This is a genomic window from Novosphingobium sp. BL-52-GroH, from assembly GCF_044813085.1.
Taxonomy (GTDB): Bacteria; Pseudomonadota; Alphaproteobacteria; order Sphingomonadales; family Sphingomonadaceae; genus Novosphingobium.
Window position 1 is genome coordinate 2,410,522 of record NZ_CP171152.1, and the last position, 17,150, is coordinate 2,427,671.

At 67.5% G+C, this 17,150-nt stretch carries 23 protein-coding genes; 19 read left to right on the forward strand and 4 right to left on the reverse strand.

Going from position 1 to position 17,150, the window contains the following annotated elements; genetic code table 11:
* Window positions 1-2 precede the first annotated feature (2 nt).
* Both ACFFDA_RS24280 and pyrE read right to left on the reverse strand, forming a co-directional pair.
* On the reverse strand, window positions 3-746 hold the full coding sequence (locus tag ACFFDA_RS24280; RefSeq protein WP_404479826.1) for a pyridoxine 5'-phosphate synthase: 744 nt from the start codon (window positions 744-746) through the stop codon (window positions 3-5).
* A 4-nt stretch (window positions 747-750) separates the two neighbouring features.
* Entirely contained in the window at window positions 751-1,335 is a 585-nt protein-coding gene (pyrE, locus tag ACFFDA_RS24285; RefSeq protein WP_404479827.1) for an orotate phosphoribosyltransferase, read from the reverse strand.
* A gap of 205 nt (window positions 1,336-1,540) precedes the next feature.
* On the opposite strand from pyrE, the gene coxB reads away from it, so the two are divergent.
* The 15 genes from coxB to ACFFDA_RS24360 all read left to right on the forward strand — a co-directional run bounded on the left by coxB (window position 1,541) and on the right by ACFFDA_RS24360 (window position 13,296).
* The gene (coxB, locus tag ACFFDA_RS24290) at window positions 1,541-2,623 is read left to right on the forward strand and encodes a cytochrome c oxidase subunit II (protein ID WP_404479828.1); all 1,083 of its coding nucleotides are present in this window, start codon (window positions 1,541-1,543) and stop codon (window positions 2,621-2,623) included.
* Window positions 2,624-2,651: 28 nt separating this feature from the next.
* A complete protein-coding gene (gene ctaD / locus ACFFDA_RS24295; RefSeq protein ID WP_404479829.1) occupies window positions 2,652-4,340 on the forward strand; it encodes a cytochrome c oxidase subunit I in 1,689 nt (562 codons plus the stop codon).
* Window positions 4,341-4,540: 200 nt separating this feature from the next.
* Window positions 4,541-5,467, forward strand: coding sequence for a heme o synthase (locus ACFFDA_RS24300; protein WP_404479830.1), 927 nt, complete (start codon window positions 4,541-4,543; stop codon window positions 5,465-5,467).
* A gap of 11 nt (window positions 5,468-5,478) precedes the next feature.
* The gene (locus tag ACFFDA_RS24305; protein WP_404479831.1) at window positions 5,479-5,604 is read left to right on the forward strand and encodes a hypothetical protein; all 126 of its coding nucleotides are present in this window, start codon (window positions 5,479-5,481) and stop codon (window positions 5,602-5,604) included.
* A 2-nt stretch (window positions 5,605-5,606) separates the two neighbouring features.
* Complete coding sequence (locus ACFFDA_RS24310; protein WP_404479833.1) at window positions 5,607-6,227, forward strand: cytochrome c oxidase assembly protein; 621 nt, start codon at window positions 5,607-5,609, stop codon at window positions 6,225-6,227.
* A gap of 89 nt (window positions 6,228-6,316) precedes the next feature.
* The gene (locus ACFFDA_RS24315; RefSeq protein ID WP_404482868.1) at window positions 6,317-7,138 is read left to right on the forward strand and encodes a cytochrome c oxidase subunit 3; all 822 of its coding nucleotides are present in this window, start codon (window positions 6,317-6,319) and stop codon (window positions 7,136-7,138) included.
* 83 nt (window positions 7,139-7,221) lie between these two features.
* Complete coding sequence (locus tag ACFFDA_RS24320; RefSeq protein WP_404479834.1) at window positions 7,222-7,779, forward strand: SURF1 family cytochrome oxidase biogenesis protein; 558 nt, start codon at window positions 7,222-7,224, stop codon at window positions 7,777-7,779.
* Between the two features lie 54 nt (window positions 7,780-7,833).
* The gene (gene thrC / locus ACFFDA_RS24325; RefSeq protein WP_404479835.1) at window positions 7,834-9,237 is read left to right on the forward strand and encodes a threonine synthase; all 1,404 of its coding nucleotides are present in this window, start codon (window positions 7,834-7,836) and stop codon (window positions 9,235-9,237) included.
* Complete coding sequence (locus ACFFDA_RS24330; protein WP_404479836.1) at window positions 9,237-10,142, forward strand: class I SAM-dependent methyltransferase; 906 nt, start codon at window positions 9,237-9,239, stop codon at window positions 10,140-10,142. Before thrC ends, ACFFDA_RS24330 begins: the two co-directional genes overlap by 1 nt.
* A gap of 152 nt (window positions 10,143-10,294) precedes the next feature.
* Window positions 10,295-10,666 carry a dihydroneopterin aldolase gene (locus tag ACFFDA_RS24335; protein WP_404479837.1) on the forward strand — a complete coding sequence of 124 codons (372 nt, stop codon included), beginning with the start codon at window positions 10,295-10,297 and terminating at the stop codon, window positions 10,664-10,666.
* Entirely contained in the window at window positions 10,663-11,025 is a 363-nt protein-coding gene (locus ACFFDA_RS24340; protein ID WP_404479838.1) for a Rossmann fold domain-containing protein, read from the forward strand. The genes ACFFDA_RS24335 and ACFFDA_RS24340 overlap by 4 nt, the downstream gene beginning before the upstream one ends.
* Window positions 11,022-12,056, forward strand: a complete 1,035-nt coding sequence (moaA, locus tag ACFFDA_RS24345; RefSeq protein ID WP_404479839.1) for a GTP 3',8-cyclase MoaA — start codon at window positions 11,022-11,024, stop codon at window positions 12,054-12,056. Before ACFFDA_RS24340 ends, moaA begins: the two co-directional genes overlap by 4 nt.
* 1 nt (window position 12,057) lies before the next feature.
* On the forward strand, window positions 12,058-12,318 hold the full coding sequence (locus ACFFDA_RS24350; protein WP_404479840.1) for a MoaD/ThiS family protein: 261 nt from the start codon (window positions 12,058-12,060) through the stop codon (window positions 12,316-12,318).
* A 1-nt stretch (window position 12,319) separates the two neighbouring features.
* Window positions 12,320-12,781 carry a molybdenum cofactor biosynthesis protein MoaE gene (locus tag ACFFDA_RS24355; RefSeq protein WP_404479841.1) on the forward strand — a complete coding sequence of 154 codons (462 nt, stop codon included), beginning with the start codon at window positions 12,320-12,322 and terminating at the stop codon, window positions 12,779-12,781.
* Between the two features lie 95 nt (window positions 12,782-12,876).
* Window positions 12,877-13,296 carry a hypothetical protein gene (locus ACFFDA_RS24360; RefSeq protein WP_404479842.1) on the forward strand — a complete coding sequence of 140 codons (420 nt, stop codon included), beginning with the start codon at window positions 12,877-12,879 and terminating at the stop codon, window positions 13,294-13,296.
* A 94-nt stretch (window positions 13,297-13,390) separates the two neighbouring features.
* Here ACFFDA_RS24360 and ACFFDA_RS24365 read toward each other — a convergent pair whose 3' ends face one another.
* Window positions 13,391-13,918 (reverse strand): hypothetical protein, encoded by a 528-nt coding sequence (locus ACFFDA_RS24365; protein WP_404479843.1) that lies wholly within the window; start codon window positions 13,916-13,918, stop codon window positions 13,391-13,393.
* A gap of 286 nt (window positions 13,919-14,204) precedes the next feature.
* On the opposite strand from ACFFDA_RS24365, the gene rplU reads away from it, so the two are divergent.
* The 4 genes from rplU (at window position 14,205) to ACFFDA_RS24385 (ending at window position 16,314) form a co-directional block, all read left to right on the forward strand.
* A complete protein-coding gene (gene rplU / locus ACFFDA_RS24370; RefSeq protein WP_007685436.1) occupies window positions 14,205-14,501 on the forward strand; it encodes a 50S ribosomal protein L21 in 297 nt (98 codons plus the stop codon).
* Between the two features lie 24 nt (window positions 14,502-14,525).
* A complete protein-coding gene (gene rpmA, locus ACFFDA_RS24375; protein ID WP_404479844.1) occupies window positions 14,526-14,798 on the forward strand; it encodes a 50S ribosomal protein L27 in 273 nt (90 codons plus the stop codon).
* Between the two features lie 221 nt (window positions 14,799-15,019).
* The gene (locus ACFFDA_RS24380) at window positions 15,020-15,580 is read left to right on the forward strand and encodes a GNAT family N-acetyltransferase (protein WP_404479845.1); all 561 of its coding nucleotides are present in this window, start codon (window positions 15,020-15,022) and stop codon (window positions 15,578-15,580) included.
* A gap of 170 nt (window positions 15,581-15,750) precedes the next feature.
* Window positions 15,751-16,314 (forward strand): GNAT family N-acetyltransferase, encoded by a 564-nt coding sequence (locus tag ACFFDA_RS24385; protein ID WP_404479846.1) that lies wholly within the window; start codon window positions 15,751-15,753, stop codon window positions 16,312-16,314.
* A gap of 43 nt (window positions 16,315-16,357) precedes the next feature.
* Here the strand turns inward: ACFFDA_RS24385 and ACFFDA_RS24390 are convergent, their stop codons facing one another.
* Complete coding sequence (locus ACFFDA_RS24390) at window positions 16,358-17,119, reverse strand: YgfZ/GcvT domain-containing protein (protein WP_404479847.1); 762 nt, start codon at window positions 17,117-17,119, stop codon at window positions 16,358-16,360.
* Window positions 17,120-17,150 lie beyond the last annotated feature (31 nt).

Genomic DNA, 17,150 nt, shown 5'->3' on the forward strand with positions numbered 1-17,150 from the left:
CATCACCGCACCTCGTCCATCAGCATGCGCATCCGCTTCACGCTGGCTTCCAGCCCGCAGAAGATCGCCTCGCCGATGAGGTAGTGTCCGATGTTGAGTTCCGCCAGTTGCGGAATCGCCGCGATCGGCTGGACGTTCTCGTAGGTGAGCCCGTGCCCGGCGTGCGGCTCGATGCCGTTCTTGGCGGCGAGCGCGGCCATGTCGGCGATGCGGCGCAGCTCGTGCTGGACCTGCTCGCCGGTGGCGTGGGCATATTCGCCGGTGTGGAACTCCACCACCGGCGCGCCCAGCTTCATCGCCGCCTCGATCTGGCGCGGCTCGGGGGCGATGAACAGGCTGACGCGGATGCCGGCCTCGGTCAGGCGCGAGACGATCGGTGCCAGCCGGTTGTGCTGGCCGGCAGCGTCGAGGCCGCCCTCGGTCGTGCGCTCCTCGCGCCGCTCGGGCACGATGCAGGCGGCGTGGGGACCATGCCGCAGGGCGATTTCCAGCATCTCGTCGGTCGCGGCCATCTCGAGGTTGATCGGCAACCCGGTCGCCTCCGCGACGCGGAACAGGTCCTCGTCGCGGATGTGGCGGCGATCCTCCCGCAAGTGCACGGTGATGCCGTCGCCGCCCGCCTGCGCCACGATCTGGGCGGCGCGTGCCGGGTCGGGATGCTCGCCGCCGCGCGCGTTGCGGATCGTCGCGACGTGGTCGATGTTGACGCCGAGTCTCAGCCGGGCCGGGTTGTGAACGCTGCTCACGCCATTACGCCTGCGCCCGGCTGCCGGGCTTGACGGCGGGACGCGCGGCCAGTTCGGGCGGCAGTTCGTCGGGCGCGTAAGTCGGGAAGTTCAGCGCCACGAGCGGGAAGAACGGCACGCCCAGGTCCACCGATCCGGCCGAACGGTCGACCAGCGAGACCGCGGCGATGACCTTGCCGCCGGCTTCCTCGATGGCCTTAATCGCCTCGCGGCTGGACAGGCCCGTGGTCACCACGTCCTCGACCATCAGCACCTTGTCGCCCGGCTCCAGCGCGAAGCCGCGGCGCAGCTCGAACGTGCCGGTGGGCCGTTCGACGAACATTGCGTCCACCTGCAGCGCCCGGCCCATCTCCTGGCCGATGATGACGCCGCCCATCGCGGGCGAGACGACCTTGTCGATCTGCTTGCGGATATCGTGTGGCAGCTTGGCGGCGATGGCCACTGCAAGGCGCGCGGCGCGGTCGGGATTCATCAGTACTCGCGCGCATTGCAGATAGTGCGCGCTGTGGCGGCCGGAGGAGAGCAGGAAGTGCCCTTCCAGCAATGCCTTGCTGGCACGGAACTCGGCTAGGACCTCTTCTTCGAGCATTAGGGACGATACCTCTGGTGCGATTTACGGTGATCTGGCGCTGTTCGGTGCGCCTTGCGTCAAAATTTCCCCTAGAGGCGCTTGAGACACGCGGCAAGCGCGCGTATACGCCCGGTCAAAGGGGGCGACAGCCTCCATAACAGGGGTGCGCGCAAGACGGGTAGAACCGGCTGCGCGTTCGAAGGAAGTGGAAGCGCAAAAAACCATGACATTCGGCAAAACTATTCATGGCCTGAGGCAGGGAATCGGGGGCCTCGGGCTGTCCGTCGCTGCCTTCCTGGCCGCCAGTGTTCCCGCTTTTGCGCAGGGCGCGGCCGCTTCTTCCGCGCCGGCCGCACCTTCCCCCATCGCCACCGGCGCCGCCGAAGGGGCCGCGCTGGCCTCCGGCGCCGGGAGCTACGTCCCGATGAAGCCGGTCGAAGGCATCGGCATGCCGATCGACGGCGCCCTCGGCCTGCAGACCCAGTTCTCCAAGACCGGCGAATATGGCGAGTGGATCCACGACATCATCCTGATGCCGATCATCACCGCGATCTGCGTGCTGGTGCTGATCCTGCTGGCGCTCATCGCGGTGCGCTTCAACCGCCGCCGCAACCCGGTCGCCTCGAAGACCAGCCACAACACCCTGCTCGAAGTGGTGTGGACGCTGGTGCCGGTCCTGATCCTGATCGGCATCGCGGTCCCCTCGATCGACCTCATCGCCAAGCAGTACAAGCCCGCCCCCGAAGGCGCGCTGACCATCAAGGTCACCGGCAACCAGTGGTTCTGGACCTACGGCTACCCGGATAACGGCGACTTCGAGGTCATCTCGAACATGCTCAACATCCCCGGCCAGCCGACCATCAACAACGGCGTGCGCGAAGTCGGTTCCAAGCCCTGGGACGGCCCCTCGCACCTCGAGGTGGACAACCGCATGGTCGTGCCCGTGGGTGAACCGATTCGCCTGCAGATCACCGCGGCCGACGTGATCCACTCGTTCGCGGTCCCCTCGCTGTGGTTCAAGCTCGACGCCGTGCCCGGCCGCATCAACGAGAAGGTCCTCGTGGTCGAGAAGCCGGGCGTCTATTACGGCCAGTGCTCCGAACTGTGCGGGGCCAAGCACGGCTACATGCCGATCGCGGTCGAGGCCCTGCCGCGCGACAAGTACAACGCCTGGGTCCTGACCCACGCCGGCGGCACCATCGACACCGGCAAGAAGAAGCCGGCAGCCGCCGCGGCACCCGCCGCCCCGGCAGCCGACGCTTCCGAAGCAGCGCCGGCCGCCGATGCGACCGCCGAAGCCGAATAACACAAAATTCCAGGACAGGGTCCAGACCATGGCAACCACCGCTGACCACTTCCAGGCCCACGGCGACGGGCACGGACATGACCACGCGCATGACCACAAGCCGGCGTTCTTCGCCCGCTGGTTCATGTCCACCAACCACAAGGACATCGGCACGATGTACCTGATCTTCGCGATCATCGCGGGGATCGTCGGTGGCGCCTTCTCGGGCATGATGCGCGTCGAGCTTGCCCACCCGGGCATCCAGTACCTCGATACCTTCGCCCGCTGGTTCGGCGCGGTGAACCCGGACTTCAACACCACGCTGCACACCTGGAACGTGCTCATCACCGCGCACGGCCTCATCATGGTGTTCTTCATGGTCATGCCGGCCATGATCGGCGGTTTCGGCAACTGGTTCGTGCCGCTGATGATCGGCGCGCCGGACATGGCCTTCCCGCGCATGAACAACATCTCGTTCTGGCTGACGGTCGCGGGCTTCCTGTCGCTGCTGTGCTCGGCCTTCGTGCCGGGCGGCACCGGCAACGGCGCCGGCACCGGCTGGACGGTCTACGCCCCGCTCTCGACCAGTGGCTCGCCCGGGCCGGCGGTCGACTTCGGCATCTTCTCGCTGCACCTTGCCGGCGCCGGCTCGATCATGGGCGCGATCAACTTCATCACCACCATTCTCAACATGCGCGCGCCGGGCATGACCCTGCACAAGATGCCGCTGTTCGTGTGGTCGATGCTCGTCACCGCCTTCCTGCTGCTGCTCTCGCTGCCGGTCCTCGCCGCCGCGATCACCATGCTGCTGACCGACCGCAACTTCGGCACCACCTTCTTCGACCCCTCGGGCGGTGGCGATCCGATCCTGTACCAGCACCTGTTCTGGTTCTTCGGCCACCCCGAAGTCTACATCATGATCCTGCCGGGCTTCGGCATCATCTCGCAGATCGTCTCGACCTTCTCGAAGAAGCCGGTGTTCGGCTACCTCGGCATGGCCTACGCGATGGTCGCCATCGGCGTGGTCGGCTTCATCGTGTGGGCGCACCACATGTATGCCACCGGCCTTTCGGTGAACACCAAGATGTACTTCACCGCCGCCACCATGGTCATCGCGGTGCCCACCGGCATCAAGATCTTCTCGTGGATCGCGACGATGTGGGGCGGCTCGGTGGAGTTCAAGTCGCCGATGGTCTGGGCGATCGGCTTCATCTTCCTGTTCACCGTGGGCGGCGTCACCGGCGTCGTGCTGGCGAACGGCGGCGTCGACGACGTGATGCACGACACCTACTACGTCGTGGCGCACTTCCACTACGTGCTGTCGCTGGGTGCGGTGACCGCGCTCTTCGCCGGGTTCTACTACTGGTTCCCGAAGATGAGCGGCAAGATGCACTCGGAATTCCTGGCCCATGTCCACTTCGTGATCTTCTTCATCGGCGTGAACATGATCTTCTTCCCGATGCACTTCCTGGGTCTCCAGGGCATGCCGCGGCGCTACCCGGACTACGCCGAGGCCTACGAGTACTGGAACCATATCGCCACGATCGGCTACATGGTGATGGCGACCAGCCTGGTGGTGTGGTTCATCAACATCATCTACGCCTATGCCGCCGGCAAGAAGGCGCAAGACAACTACTGGGGCGAAGGCGCGACCACGCTTGAGTGGACGCTCACCAGCCCGCCGCCGTTCCACCAGTTCGAGACGCTTCCCGTCATCGGCGATACCGTCCACCACTGATGAAACTAGCATCGTCCCGGATCTGATCCGGGACCGCGGGACAGTCTTCAGGCGATCGCTCTCGATCGGGGCCGCTCTCCATCGGGGCGGCTCCGACGCGGAGCCCCTTCTGGACACGGCCCACGGTCCCGCGGCGAGCCCGGGACGACGTTTCGCGTCGGGCCTCGCCTCTCGGCCCCCTCGGGTGTAAGGGCACCACCATGATCCCGACGAGTCCCTCTCCCACCGCTACGCCCATGCCGGCCGACTGGCGCGACCTCTTCGCGCTGACCAAGCCGCGTGTGATGAGCCTGGTGATCTTCACCGGCCTGTGCGGTCTGCTCGCCGCGCCCGAGCCGATCCACCCCGTCCTCGGCTTCACCGCGATCCTGTGCATCGCCATGGGCGCAGGCGGCGCCGCCGCGCTCAACCAGTGGTGGGAGGCCGACCTCGACGCCGGCATGAAGCGCACCGCGCAGCGCCCGCTCCCGCAGGGCCGGCTGGACCGCACCACCGCGCGCGACTTCGCGGGCGTGCTCTGCGCCGCCTCGGTCTTCCTGATGGGCTTTGCGATCAGCTGGCTGGCGGCGGCGATCCTGGCGATCTCGATCGTCTACTACGCGGTCGTCTATACGATCTGGCTCAAGCCGCGCACTCCGCAGAACATCGTCATCGGTGGCGGCGCCGGGGCCTTCCCGCCGCTGATCGGCTGGGTCGCGGCGACGGGCCAGGTCTCGGCGATGCCGGTGGTGCTGTTCGCGATCATCTTCTTCTGGACCCCGCCGCATTTCTGGGCGCTGGCGCTCTTCGTGAAGACCGAATACGCCAAGGTCGGCATCCCGATGATGCCGGTGGTCAAGGGCGAGCGTTCGACCCGTCGCCAGATCCTCGCCTATGCCGTCCTGCTGCTGCCGCTCAGCGCACTGCCCTGGTGGCTGCCGGGCAAGGAGCATGCCGGTGCGATCTACGGCGTCTCGGCGCTGGTGCTCTCGACCGTTTTCCTGGCGCTATCCGTCCGCGTAGGCCTGCGCGAGCGGACCGGCCCCGACGATGCGATGAAGCCGGAAAAGCAGCTCTTCGCCTACTCGGTGCTCTACCTCTTCGCGCTGTTCGCGGCCCTCGTCGCCGACCGCTTCATCGCTTTCTGATCGGAATCTCGATGCCCGAACCCCGCCAGCCACAGACCGTCGAGCAGATCCGCCGCAGCCGCAACCGCGTGCTGGCCCTCGGGCTCGCGGCGTTCGTCGTGCTGATCTTCTTCATCTCGATCGCCAAGATGAGCTGACGATGGTGACGACGGCGGCCGAACTCCAGCCGGGGCGCCGGGCCCGCAACCGCAAGGTCGGGCTCACGGCGCTGTCGGCCGCGCTCGCGATGCTGGGGCTGGGCTACGCCTCGGTGCCGCTCTACCGAATGTTCTGCGAGGCGACCGGCTTTGGCGGCACCACCCGTCGCGCCGACGAGGCCGAGGCCGCCACGATCAAGGACAGCGGCCACACGATCTCGATCCGCTTCGACGCCAACGTCGAGCGCGGAATGCCCTGGCAGTTCAAGCCGCTGCAGCACACCGACACCGTCTCGATCGGGGTGCGCGACATGGCGCTGTTCTGGGCCAAGAACACCTCGGACAAGACCGTGACCGGCACCGCCAGCTTCAATGTCGAACCCGAGCAGGCAGCGCGCTACTTCAACAAGATCCAGTGCTTCTGCTTCACCGAACAGACGCTGAAGCCCGGCGAGGAAGTCCGCATGCCGGTGCTCTATTACATCGACCCGGCGATTCTCGACGATCCTGACAACAAGGACGTCCAGCAGATCACCTTGAGCTACACATTCCACGTCACGTCGACCAAGGACAACTCCGCGGTCGATGCAAAGACACTGGACCGAACCGGGCCGGCCGGTTAAGGCCGGCACGGGAACCGTTTGCGCGATAATCCGCTCAAAGCGTGGGCGCAAAACGGCATACAGATTGGATGAACGGGGACGAAGGCACCATGGCAGGCACGAAGAACCACGATTACCATATCCTTCCGCCGGACATCGCGCCGCTGGCGACCACCGTGGGCGCCTTCACGTTCACTTCCGGCATGGTCCTGTTCATGCACGACATGCCCGGCGGCAAGTTCGTGCCCTGGGCCGGCATGGCGATCCTGCTCGCCTCGATGTTCATGTGGTTCTCCAAGATCATCCACGAAGCCCATGCGGGCGATCACACGCCGGTCGTGCAACTGCACCAGCGCTACGGCATGATCCTGTTCATCGCTTCGGAAGTGATGTTCTTCGTCGGCTGGTTCTGGGCTTTCTTCGACTTCTCGCTGTTCCCCTCGGAACTGGCCGAGACGGTCGCCGGGCAGTGGCCGCCCAAGGCCATCGAAGCGGTCATGGACCCCTTCGCGCTGCCTTTGCTCAACACCTTGATCCTGCTGTGTTCGGGCACCACCGTCACCTGGGCGCACCACGCGCTGATCCACGGTGACCGCGACGGCCTCAAGAAGGGCCTGTGGGCCACGGTGCTGCTGGGCGTGCTGTTCTCGTTCATCCAGGGCTACGAGTACCTGCACGCGCCGTTCGGCTTCGGCGGCAACACCTACGGTTCGGCCTTCTACATGGCGACCGGGTTCCATGGCTTCCACGTCATCGTCGGCACCATCATGCTGGTCGTGTGCCTCGTGCGCGCCTACAAGGGCGACTTCACGCCGCGCCAGCACTTCGGCTTCGAGGCCGCAGCCTGGTACTGGCACTTCGTCGACGTGGTGTGGCTGTTCCTCTTCGTGGCCGTCTACATCTGGGGTGGCTGGGGCTACCCGACGCACTGATCGACCATCCCGAACGTTGCGACAAGGGCAGCCGAAGACCGCTTCGGCTGCCCTTTTCACATCCTCCAAGCGCTGGAACCCCGATGCGCCGCATCCCCGTCCTCGCCACCATCGTCGTCCTCGCCGCCGTCGGCCTCATGGTCGCGCTGGGGTTCTGGCAACTGCGCCGGTTGCACCAGAAAGAAGCGCTGCTCGCGCACTACGCGGCGGCAAAGGGCAATCCCGTGCCGGTCGAATGGACGAGCGCGGGCGTCGGTGAAGACCTGCTCTACCGCCGCGCCCGCCTCGAATGCGCCACCACCGGCGCGCGCAGCAGCATCGCCGGGCGCAATGCTTCGGGACAATCCGGTGTCGCCCAGACCGTGCAGTGCATGCTCCCCGGCGGAGGGTCGGCGCGCGTTGTGCTGGGCTGGTCGCTGCAACCCCTCGTCACGCCGAACTGGAAGGGCGGCGCCGTGACCGGCATCATTGCGCCCGGCCCGCGGCTGGTGGCCGACCCGCCGCTCGAAGGGCTGGAAGCCAATGCGATGCCCGATCCGGCCGAACTGCCCAACAATCACTTCTCCTACGCGGTCCAGTGGTTCCTCTTCGCAGGCACGGCGCTGGTGATCTACGGCATCGCCCTGCGTCGGCGCATGTAGAAAGGGGTGTCCTCGATTGCATTTGTCCCGCGCCATCGCTAACCGCGCTTTCCCATGGACTACATCAGCACCCGCGGCAGCGCACCGGCGCTCGACTTCGAAGGCGCGACGCTCGCCGGCCTCGCATCGGACGGCGGCCTCTACGTGCCGCGCGAATGGCCCCGCTTCTCGGCGGACGAGATCGCCGCGATGGCCGGCCTGCCCTATGCTGAGCTGGCGGCCAAAGTCATGGCCCCGTTCGTCGCGGGAAGCCTGTCCGAAGAGCGCCTGCTCGAACTGACCCGCCAAGCCTACGGCCGCTTCGCGCACAACGCCGTCACCCCGCTCCGGCAGCTCGACGAACAGCATTGGGTGCTGGAGCTGTTCCACGGCCCGACGCTGGCGTTCAAGGACGTGGCGCTGCAACTGCTGGGGCTGCTGTTCGAGGAGTTCCTCGGCCGGTCCGACCGCAACCTCACGATCGTCGGCGCGACCTCGGGCGATACCGGCTCGGCGGCGATCGACGCGGTGGCGGGCCGCGCCAAGGTCGACATCTTCATGCTGCACCCCAAGGGCCGCGTGTCCGACGTGCAGCGTCGGCAGATGACCACGGTGCTGGCGCCCAACGTCCACAACATCGCGCTGGAGCACGCCAATTTCGACGACGCCCAGGCGATCGTGAAGCGCGTGTTCAACGATCAGGGCATGACCGACCGCTTCGCCATCGGCGCGGTGAATTCGATCAACTGGGCGCGCCTGATGGCGCAGGTGGTCTATTACTTCGCGGCCGGGCTGCAACTGGGCGCGCCGCACCGCAAGGTCGCCTTCTCGGTGCCGACAGGCAACTTCGGGGATGTCTTCGCCGGCTACGTCGCCGCGCAGATGGGCCTGCCGATCGAGAAGCTGATCGTCGCCACCAATGTCAACGACATCCTCCACCGTGCGCTCGCCAACGGTGACTACTCGCAAGGCACGGTGACGCCGACCGCCGCGCCGTCGATGGACATCCAGGTCTCGTCCAACTTCGAGCGCCTGCTGTTCGACCTCGGCGGCCGCGACGGCAAGGCGCTGGCCGAGCAGATGGCCGGCTTCGAGGCGACCAGGGCGATGCAGCTCACCAACGCCCAGCGGGAAGGCGCCGCCGCGCTGTTCCAGTCGGCCAGCACCGACGCCGACGAGATGGCCTCGACCATCCGCTGGGCCTGGGAAAGCTGCGGCGAACTGATCGACCCGCACACCGCCTGCGGCCTCTTTGTAGCGCGCGGTGCGGGCATCGACGCGGGCATTCCGGTGGTGACGCTGGCGACGGCGCACCCGGCCAAGTTCCCCGAAGCCGTCGAGCGCGCCACCGGCCATCGCCCGGGCCTGCCCGCGCGCGTGGGCGATCTGTTCGAACGCGAGGAGAAGTGCGAGACGCTGCCTGGCACGTTCGAGGCGGTGGTCGACTTCGTGGCGCAGCACGCCAGCCCGAAAGTCTGATGGCAAGGCTAGCTCCCCAGCCGCTGATCCTCGCGGGCGAGGGCTGGGCGGACTATGGCCTCGTCGATTCGGGGAACGGTCGCAAGCTGGAGCGCTACGGCCCCTACCGCTTCGTGCGTCCCGAGCCGCAGGCGATGTGGAGCCCGCGCGTGAACGACGGCGAGTGGGACGCTCACGGCGAGTTCGTCCCCGGTTCCGACGAGGACGGCGGCGGTCGCTGGCAGTTCGAGAAGACCGTGCCGCGCGACGGCTGGTCGCTGGCGTGGAACGAAGTGCGCTATACCGCACAGTGCACGCCGTTCCGCCACCTCGGCTTCTTCCCGGACATGGCTCCGGTATGGGACTGGATGCGCGGGATGCTGGCGGGGCGCGAGGATGCCTCCACGCTCAACCTGTTCGGCTACACCGGCGTCGGCACCCTGGCGCTCTCCGCGCATGGTCCCGTCACCCACGTCGACGCGTCCAAGAAGTCCGTCGCCCAGGCGCGCGAGAACGCCGCGCTGGCGGGGCTCGAATCGCGGCCCGTGCGCTGGATGATCGACGACGCCGCCAAGTTCACCGCGCGCGAGGTCCGGCGCGGCAAGCGCTACGACGGCATCATCCTCGATCCCCCCAAGTTCGGGCGCGGTCCCACCGGAGAGACCTGGCGGCTGGAGGAGAACCTTCCCGCGCTGCTGGCCGACTGCCGCCGCCTTCTGGATGCCCAGAGCCGCTTCCTGTTCCTCACCGTCTATGCCGTGCGCATGTCGTCGCTGGCGCTGGCGGGGCTGATGGACGAACTCTTCGCCGACCTTCCCGGCACCATCGAGCACGGCGACCTAGCCGTGCGCGAGGACGGCGCCGAGGGGCGAGAGGGCCGCCTGCTGCCCACCGCGATCTTCGCGCGCTGGTCGAACCCGCAATAACGTCGTCCCGGACTTGATCCGGGACCGTGGGCAGCCCTCGAGGCGGAGCTTTCGGTTGAAACGCCCAGCCGATGAGGCGCGCCTGAAGAGCCGCCCACGATCCCGGATCAAGTCCGGGACGACGGATCGATCTTACTCTAAAGGGCACACCCATGGCCGATTCGCTGACCCTTGAAATTGCCGACTTCGAGCAGGATGTCCTCACCGGCATCTACTCGGAGGAGACCGGCAAGCCGCAGCCGCTGCGCTTCACCATTTCGGTGCGGCTCAAGCCTGCGGACCACTATGCCCCCGACACGCCGCTGGCGGCGAGCAAGAACTACATGGACCTCAAGTTCGCCGCTTCCGAGGCGCTGCCGGCAGGGGTCCACTTCAAGCTCATCGAGGCCGTGGCCGACCACGTCTGCGAGACCCTGTTCCTGCAGGACGAGCGGGTCGAGGCCGTCAAGGTCAAGATCGTCAAGCTCGCGCTCAGCGAGGCGAACGAGCAGATCGGCATGACCCTTTCGCGGGAACGCCGGTGACGGGCGGGGCGGCGAGCGAACTGCTGCACCTCGGGCCACTTTCCGGAGATGCGCTCGAGGCGGCGGCCGATTTCCATGCCCGCCTGCTGCCATCGATCGAGGCGACGCTGCTCGCCGGCGCCGACCCGCTGACGCTGGTATTCCTTCCGGCCGGCCACGACCATCGCACCTGGCGCCTTGCCGCCGTGCAGGGCCTCGCCCGCCGTTTCGCGCCGTCGCGGATCAATGCGGTGGAAAGCGACGAGGCCGAGGCGATCGCCGCCGCCTCGCGCTGGCTGGGGGGTGCCGGAGGGGTCACCGGGCAATTGCTGCCACTGGATGGAACCGGGGCAAGCGGAGTGCTATATCCCTGCACATGAGCACGCCCGCGCCTCTCGTCGACCAGTTCCAGCGCCGGATCACGTATCTGCGCCTGTCGGTCACCGACCGTTGCGACTTGCGCTGTGCCTACTGCATGCCCGAGCGCATGACCTTCCTGCCCAGGAAGGACGTGTTGACCCTCGACGAGATGCATGACCTCGCGCTCGGCTTCATCGCGCGGGGCATCACCAGGATCCGCCTGACCGGCGGCGAGCCGCTGGTGCGGCGCGACATGATCGAACTGGTTCAGGCGCTGGGCCGCCGGATCGGCGCGGACGACGGCAACGGTCATCTCGAGGAACTGACCCTCACCACCAACGGCACTCGCCTTTCCGAGTTCGCCGAGCCGCTTTACGCGGCGGGGGTGAGGCGCATCAACGTCTCGCTCGACACGCTCGACCGCGCGGGCTTCGCGCGGCTCACCCATCGCGATTCGCTGCCGCAAGTGCTCGAAGGGCTGGCGGCGGCCAGGGCGGCGGGCCTCAAGGTCAAGCTCAACACCGTCGCGCTCAAGGGCGTGAACGAGCACGAGATAGCCGACCTCGTAGCCTGGGCCCACGGCCAGGGTTTCGAGGCGACGCTGATCGAGGTCATGCCGCTCGGCGAGGTCGAGGAAGATCGCATCGACCACTACCTGCCGCTCGTCGCGGTGCAGGAGGACCTCGCGCGGCGCTGGACCCTGACGCCCAGCGGCCACCGCACCGGCGGGCCGGCGCGCTACTGGGACGTGATCGGATCGACGGGGGCCGAAACGGGCGGGCGGCTGGGCCTCATCACCCCGTTGACCAACAATTTCTGCGAGGGCTGCAACCGCATCCGCGTCACCGCCACCGGCCAGCTCTACGCCTGCCTCGGCGGCCACGAGCAGGTCGACTTGCGCGCCGCCTTGCGCTCGGCCGATCCGCAGGCGGCACTGACCGAAGCGCTCGACCTGGCGATGCGCATCAAGCCCGCGCGCCACAACTTCGCCATCGACACCCGCGGGGCGGCTCCGGCGCTGCCGCGCCACATGTCGATGACGGGTGGCTGACATGAAGGCGAGACTGGTGTTCCTGGGCCGGCTCGAGGAGCTGGCGGGGCTGCCGTTCGAGGACCTGGCGGCCAGCGCGCCGCTGGACTGGACCGGCGTGCTGGGCTGGCTGGGCGACCGGCATTCCGCCGAGCTGGCCGCCGCCGTCGATGGCGAGAAGGTGAAAGTCGCGCTCAACGGCGCGCTGGTCGCCGACAAGCGTGGGCTCGTGGTGGCGGACGGCGACGAGATCGCCTTCCTACCCCCTGTCTCGGGCGGCTGAGATGTCCGACGTCCGCCTGCTGACGCAGGCCTTCGACCCGGCCGGGGAGCTGCGCGCCTTCACCGCCGCGCACCCGCAGGCGGGCGGCGTGGTCAGCTTCCTCGGGCAAGTGCGCGAAGGAGGCGGAGTGGAGGCGCTGGAGCTTCGGCACTACGATCCACTGACGCTGCCGGCGATGCAGGACCTCGCCACGCGCGTGCGGGCGCGCTGGGTGCTCGACGGCCTGCTGGTGATCCACCGCAGCGGCGTGATGGAGCCTGCCGATCCGATCGTCCTCGTCGCCGCCGCTGCCCGCCACCGCCGCGACGCCTTCGCCGCCGCCGATTTCGCGATGGACCACCTCAAGAGCGAATCGTGGTTCTGGAAGCGCGAGAAGCTCGCCGGGGAGTGGCGCTGGATCGAACCGCGCGCGCAGGACTTCGCGGACATCGCCCGCTGGGCGCAACCATCGTCCCGGACTTGACCCGGGACCGTAGGCAAATTCGCCTGATTTGACGCGGATCAACGAATCGCGCGCGCAACCGGCGCAAAGGCTGATCACCCAAGGAGATCAGCGTCATGTCCCAGCATCTTACCCAGCAGGAACTCGAGGCCCGCGCCGTCGTCACCGCCATGCCGGTACGGACCAGGGTCGATCGCAACTTCGGACTGCCGACCGCGCTCTACGTCGCCACGGTGGGTCTCTATCTTGCGTTCATCGGCGTCATGGCCTCGGTGTTCATGAACCCGGAGCTGGCGATCCCGACGGTCATCTTCGTCGGCTTCGTCCTGATCGCCTTCGGGCTGGCGGGTTACTGGACGCGAATGAAGCCCGACAACGATACCGCCCCGCTGAGCTGGGGCCAGTTCGCCACACGCGGCATCGATACTCTGAGCGGAAGGCTCACGGCCAATCAAGCGGCCGTCCAGGTGCTCACGCTTCCCGTGCTGATCCTGGGCTGGGGTCTGGCGGTCGCGATCATCGTCGCCTTCACCTGACGGCCCGCCCGGGCCGGGGGGCTTTCGGGCGGAACCTGCAGGACGTTCGGAGAGTCCCACCCTCGCGAGGGGGTGGGACTTTTCCTATGCCCGCTCAGCCCTTGAGGCGGGCGGAGAGGCCGGCGATCACTGCGTCCTGCGCATCGAGCAGAGCGGCGACCTCGGAACGCGCGGCCGCGATCGCGGTGACGCTGGGCGATTCCTCGAGCGGCGCCTTGTCGCGGGCGTCGGCGTAGAGGACGTCGAGGTCGGCGAGGGCGCCCATGCCGCTGGAGCGGCTCGATTCGAGCTTCGCCAGCGCGACGCTTGCTGAACTCCACGAATCGGTGCCGACACCGCCCGCCGCCGCGACCGTGCGTTCGGTGGCGGCACGGCTGGACTGGAACTGGCGGTCCGCCGCCTGGGCGACCTTCACCAGCCCCTGGAGCCGGGTGACGAGATCGGCGCTGGCCGGGGGCAGGGCGGGAACGCCGGGAGACGCATCCCCTTGCGCGGGTGAGGCGGAGCCGCTGATTCGCTCGACATCGCGCTGGGCGAGCGAGGGGTAGGCACCGGAGGTGGAACAGGCAGCCATGCCGAAAGGAAGCAGCAGGGCAAGGAAACGGGCTTTCGCGCGGGTCATGGGGATGCCATAGCATGCTGGTTCGCCAGCGGGAGGGGCTTTCGTGGTCGCAGGCGCGGGAGCGGGCGTCGCAGGCGTGGGGGCAAGCCGGGCCGAAGGGCTCCACTGCAATCCGGTTGACACGAATCGGTGCATCCCCTAACGGCACCCTCTCTTTCCGGCACCCCGCGCCAAGCGGGGCGGTCGGCACGTCGCCCGAAAGGCTCACGATCCCCCGGGATCAGAGCGGCCGGGACATGTTCAGTTTCGGCTCGTTTCGGGCACTTTGATATTAGGTAAGGGCACCATGTTCGCAGTTGTGCGCACGGGCGGCAAGCAATACCGGGTTGCCGCCGGAGACAAGATCGCGGTCGAGAAGCTGGCTGGTGAAGCCGGTGACAAGATCACCCTGGGTGACATTCTTCTGGCCGGCAAGGACGGCGAGGTCGCGGACATCGCGAACCTCACGGTCGCTGCCGAGATCATCGCGCAGGCCAAGAGCGAGAAGGTCGTGGTGTTCAAGAAGCGCCGCCGTCACAACTACCGTCGCAAGAACGGCCACCGCCAGCAGCTCACCCTGCTGCGCATCGTGTCCGTCGGCTGACCCAGATTTTCGGAGTAACCAGAAATGGCACATAAGAAAGCAGGCGGTTCGTCGCGTAACGGTCGCGACTCCGCTGGCCGCCGTCTCGGCGTGAAGAAGTTCGGCGGTCAGGAAGTGATCGGCGGCAACATCATCATCCGCCAGCGCGGCACCCGCGTATACCCCGGCGTGAACGTCGGCATCGGCAAGGACCACACCCTGTTCGCACTGGCCGAAGGCCGCGTGCGCTTCCACGACGGCAAGCAGGGCCGCAAGTACGTGTCGGTCGACGCGCAGCTCGCGGAAGCCGCCGAATAATCGGATGGTCTTGCATAGGGCCATCCTGACGGGATGGCCCCCGCCGCGCCTTTAGACAGGCGCGGCAGAACGAGGGAGAGGGCCACAAGCCCGTCTCCCTTTTTCCGTTTCTCCCTCGATGCACCGTGGCCGCCGCAAGGGGCCATCATGACGCAATCTTGCGTAATCGCATTGTCACGCCGATCCGCTAAGCGGCCGGCGGGGCGGATGGAGAGACGACGATGTTCATTCGCAGCGAAAGGCTGTTCCTGCGTCCGGGCTGGGCGGAGGACTGGCAGGACCTCCTGGCGACGATCGCCGACGAGACGGTCGTGCGCAATCTCGCCCATGTCCCCTGGCCCTATGGCGCGCAGGATGCGCAGGCCTTCGTCGCCAAGCCGCAGGACCATCTGCTGCCACGCTTCCTGGTGACCTTGCCGGGACCGGATGGCGCGCGCCTGATCGGCGGCTGCGGGATCTCGCTGCTCGATGGCGAGGTCAACCTGGGCTACTGGATCGCACGCGGCGAATGGGGACAGGGCTATGCCACCGAGGCAGCCCGTGCCGTGCTGGGGCTGGCCCATGCGCTGGGGCACCACCGCGTCGTCGCCCACCACTTCGTCGATAACGCGGCTTCGGGCCGAGTCCTCGAGAAGGTCGGCTTCCGCCGGACCGGCCGTGTGGCCGAGCGCTTCAGCCAGGGCCGCGGCTTCGCCAGCCCTTCGCGCGAGTACGAGGTGCGGTTCGAATCGGACGGGGATTGCGACGGCGACGATGCCATGAACCGCCGACGCGCGGCGTGATTCGGTGCTGATTCGCTCCTACGCAACATGCCGTAGGGGGGCTGACATCCATCGTTAATCCAAGGATGTCAGAAATTTGGTCGCTTCCAACGATCAGCGTGCAGCAAACTTCGTGCATTGGTCGCGGCTTGTGTGCATGATTGCCAAACAACACGACGGAGAACCACGTAATGTTCATCCGCACGGAGAGACTGTTCCTGAGGCCCGCCTGGCCGGAAGACCTTGACGATCTCGTCGAGGTGCTCCGGGAGGAAGATATTCAACGCAATGTCGGGGTGGCACCGTTGCCGCGGACGGCCGGGGAGGTGCGCGCCTTTCTCGATCGGCCGCGCGATCCGCGCCTGCCCCATTTCTTCATGTACCTGCGGGCGCCGGGCGGGCCGCAGCTCGTCGGCGGTATCGGTCTGGGCCGGGAACACGGCGATGGCGAGGTCGAGGTCGGCTACTGGATCGCCAGGGCGCACCGCGGCCGCGGCTTCGCGGGCGAGGCGCTGCGTGCGGTGGTCAGCCACGCGAGGGCACTCGGCCACGGCCGCCTCGTCGCCAGCCACTTCTCCGACAGCCCGGCGACGCACTGCGTGCTCGAAAGCGCGGGGTTTCGCGATACCGGCAAAGTGCGCTCGCGCTACAGCGTGACGCGGGCGATGGAATATGCGGTGCGTCTCTACGTGGCGGACCTCGAACGGCGCGCCAGTCCGAGGATGGACACGATGAGCCAGTCCACCGCGGCCTGACCGTCTGCGACCCCGGCGGAGGCCGGGGTCGCAGCGTCCCGGATCAGGCCTGGTACGAGGTATCCGCGGTGAGCCAGTGCGGCATCAGGTCCGGCGTGATGTCTTCCACCCGCAGGTGGTCGACCGCGAGGCCCAGCTCCGGATAGGCGGCGCGGCGGCGCTTCTCGTCCGAGCGAGCGAGCGGCACGACGACGAGCCGGCGGTTGACCTTGGCGCGCCAGTTCATCCGTGCGGTGTTTTCCTGCCCGACGTAGCAGCCCTTGGTGAAGCTCACGCCGTTCAGTTCGATCGCGTTGCATTCCAGCCAGAGCGTCTCGCCATCGCCCAGTTCGGCGCGGCCTTCGGTCACGCCCTGCGCCAGGCGATAGGCTCGCCAGGCGGCGTCGGCGCCGGGCTCGGCCTCTTCCGGATCGGTCGCGTCGACGGCGGCGATCCAGCGTTCGCCCAGGGCGTGAAGGCGCGGGTCGGGAGCGGCGCCGTCGCCGACGTGAGGCCGCCAGTGCACGGCGAGATGGTCGTCGCGGGCGATGTCGATCGCCTTGCGCAGGCGGTACATCGACAGGCGCTTGACCAGTGCGTCGGCCACTTCGGCCTCGCAGTCGAGCAGCAGGCCTTGGCCGGCGGGCCAGACGATGAAGTCGAACAAGGCCTTGCCCTGCGGCGTCAGCAGCCCGGCCCAGACCGGCAGCGCCTTGGCGACGTCGGCAGTGACGAGGCCCTGGAGGAAATCGACCACGCTTTCCGTCGAATCGGGGCGGGGGGAAAGCCGGATCAGGGCGCGGTCGAACAGGCGGGTTGCGGTCATGCGCCCTAAGTGGGGCAGATCGTCGGTTCGC

Excerpts from the sequence above, each read along its gene's own strand:
- pyrE (WP_404479827.1), bottom strand. The coding sequence starts at position 1,335 with ATGCTCGAAGAAGAGGTCCTAGCCGAGTTCCGTGCCAGCAAGGCATTG.
- coxB (WP_404479828.1), top strand. The coding sequence starts at position 1,541 with ATGACATTCGGCAAAACTATTCATGGCCTGAGGCAGGGAATCGGGGGC.
- ctaD (WP_404479829.1), top strand. The coding sequence starts at position 2,652 with ATGGCAACCACCGCTGACCACTTCCAGGCCCACGGCGACGGGCACGGA.
- ACFFDA_RS24300 (WP_404479830.1), top strand. The coding sequence starts at position 4,541 with ATGATCCCGACGAGTCCCTCTCCCACCGCTACGCCCATGCCGGCCGAC.
- ACFFDA_RS24305 (WP_404479831.1), top strand. The coding sequence starts at position 5,479 with ATGCCCGAACCCCGCCAGCCACAGACCGTCGAGCAGATCCGCCGCAGC.
- ACFFDA_RS24310 (WP_404479833.1), top strand. The coding sequence starts at position 5,607 with ATGGTGACGACGGCGGCCGAACTCCAGCCGGGGCGCCGGGCCCGCAAC.
- ACFFDA_RS24315 (WP_404482868.1), top strand. The coding sequence starts at position 6,317 with ATGGCAGGCACGAAGAACCACGATTACCATATCCTTCCGCCGGACATC.
- ACFFDA_RS24320 (WP_404479834.1), top strand. The coding sequence starts at position 7,222 with ATGCGCCGCATCCCCGTCCTCGCCACCATCGTCGTCCTCGCCGCCGTC.
- thrC (WP_404479835.1), top strand. The coding sequence starts at position 7,834 with ATGGACTACATCAGCACCCGCGGCAGCGCACCGGCGCTCGACTTCGAA.
- ACFFDA_RS24330 (WP_404479836.1), top strand. The coding sequence starts at position 9,237 with ATGGCAAGGCTAGCTCCCCAGCCGCTGATCCTCGCGGGCGAGGGCTGG.
- ACFFDA_RS24335 (WP_404479837.1), top strand. The coding sequence starts at position 10,295 with ATGGCCGATTCGCTGACCCTTGAAATTGCCGACTTCGAGCAGGATGTC.
- moaA (WP_404479839.1), top strand. The coding sequence starts at position 11,022 with ATGAGCACGCCCGCGCCTCTCGTCGACCAGTTCCAGCGCCGGATCACG.
- ACFFDA_RS24350 (WP_404479840.1), top strand. The coding sequence starts at position 12,058 with ATGAAGGCGAGACTGGTGTTCCTGGGCCGGCTCGAGGAGCTGGCGGGG.
- ACFFDA_RS24355 (WP_404479841.1), top strand. The coding sequence starts at position 12,320 with ATGTCCGACGTCCGCCTGCTGACGCAGGCCTTCGACCCGGCCGGGGAG.
- ACFFDA_RS24360 (WP_404479842.1), top strand. The coding sequence starts at position 12,877 with ATGTCCCAGCATCTTACCCAGCAGGAACTCGAGGCCCGCGCCGTCGTC.
- ACFFDA_RS24365 (WP_404479843.1), bottom strand. The coding sequence starts at position 13,918 with ATGACCCGCGCGAAAGCCCGTTTCCTTGCCCTGCTGCTTCCTTTCGGC.
- rplU (WP_007685436.1), top strand. The coding sequence starts at position 14,205 with ATGTTCGCAGTTGTGCGCACGGGCGGCAAGCAATACCGGGTTGCCGCC.
- rpmA (WP_404479844.1), top strand. The coding sequence starts at position 14,526 with ATGGCACATAAGAAAGCAGGCGGTTCGTCGCGTAACGGTCGCGACTCC.
- ACFFDA_RS24380 (WP_404479845.1), top strand. The coding sequence starts at position 15,020 with ATGTTCATTCGCAGCGAAAGGCTGTTCCTGCGTCCGGGCTGGGCGGAG.
- ACFFDA_RS24385 (WP_404479846.1), top strand. The coding sequence starts at position 15,751 with ATGTTCATCCGCACGGAGAGACTGTTCCTGAGGCCCGCCTGGCCGGAA.
- ACFFDA_RS24390 (WP_404479847.1), bottom strand. The coding sequence starts at position 17,119 with ATGACCGCAACCCGCCTGTTCGACCGCGCCCTGATCCGGCTTTCCCCC.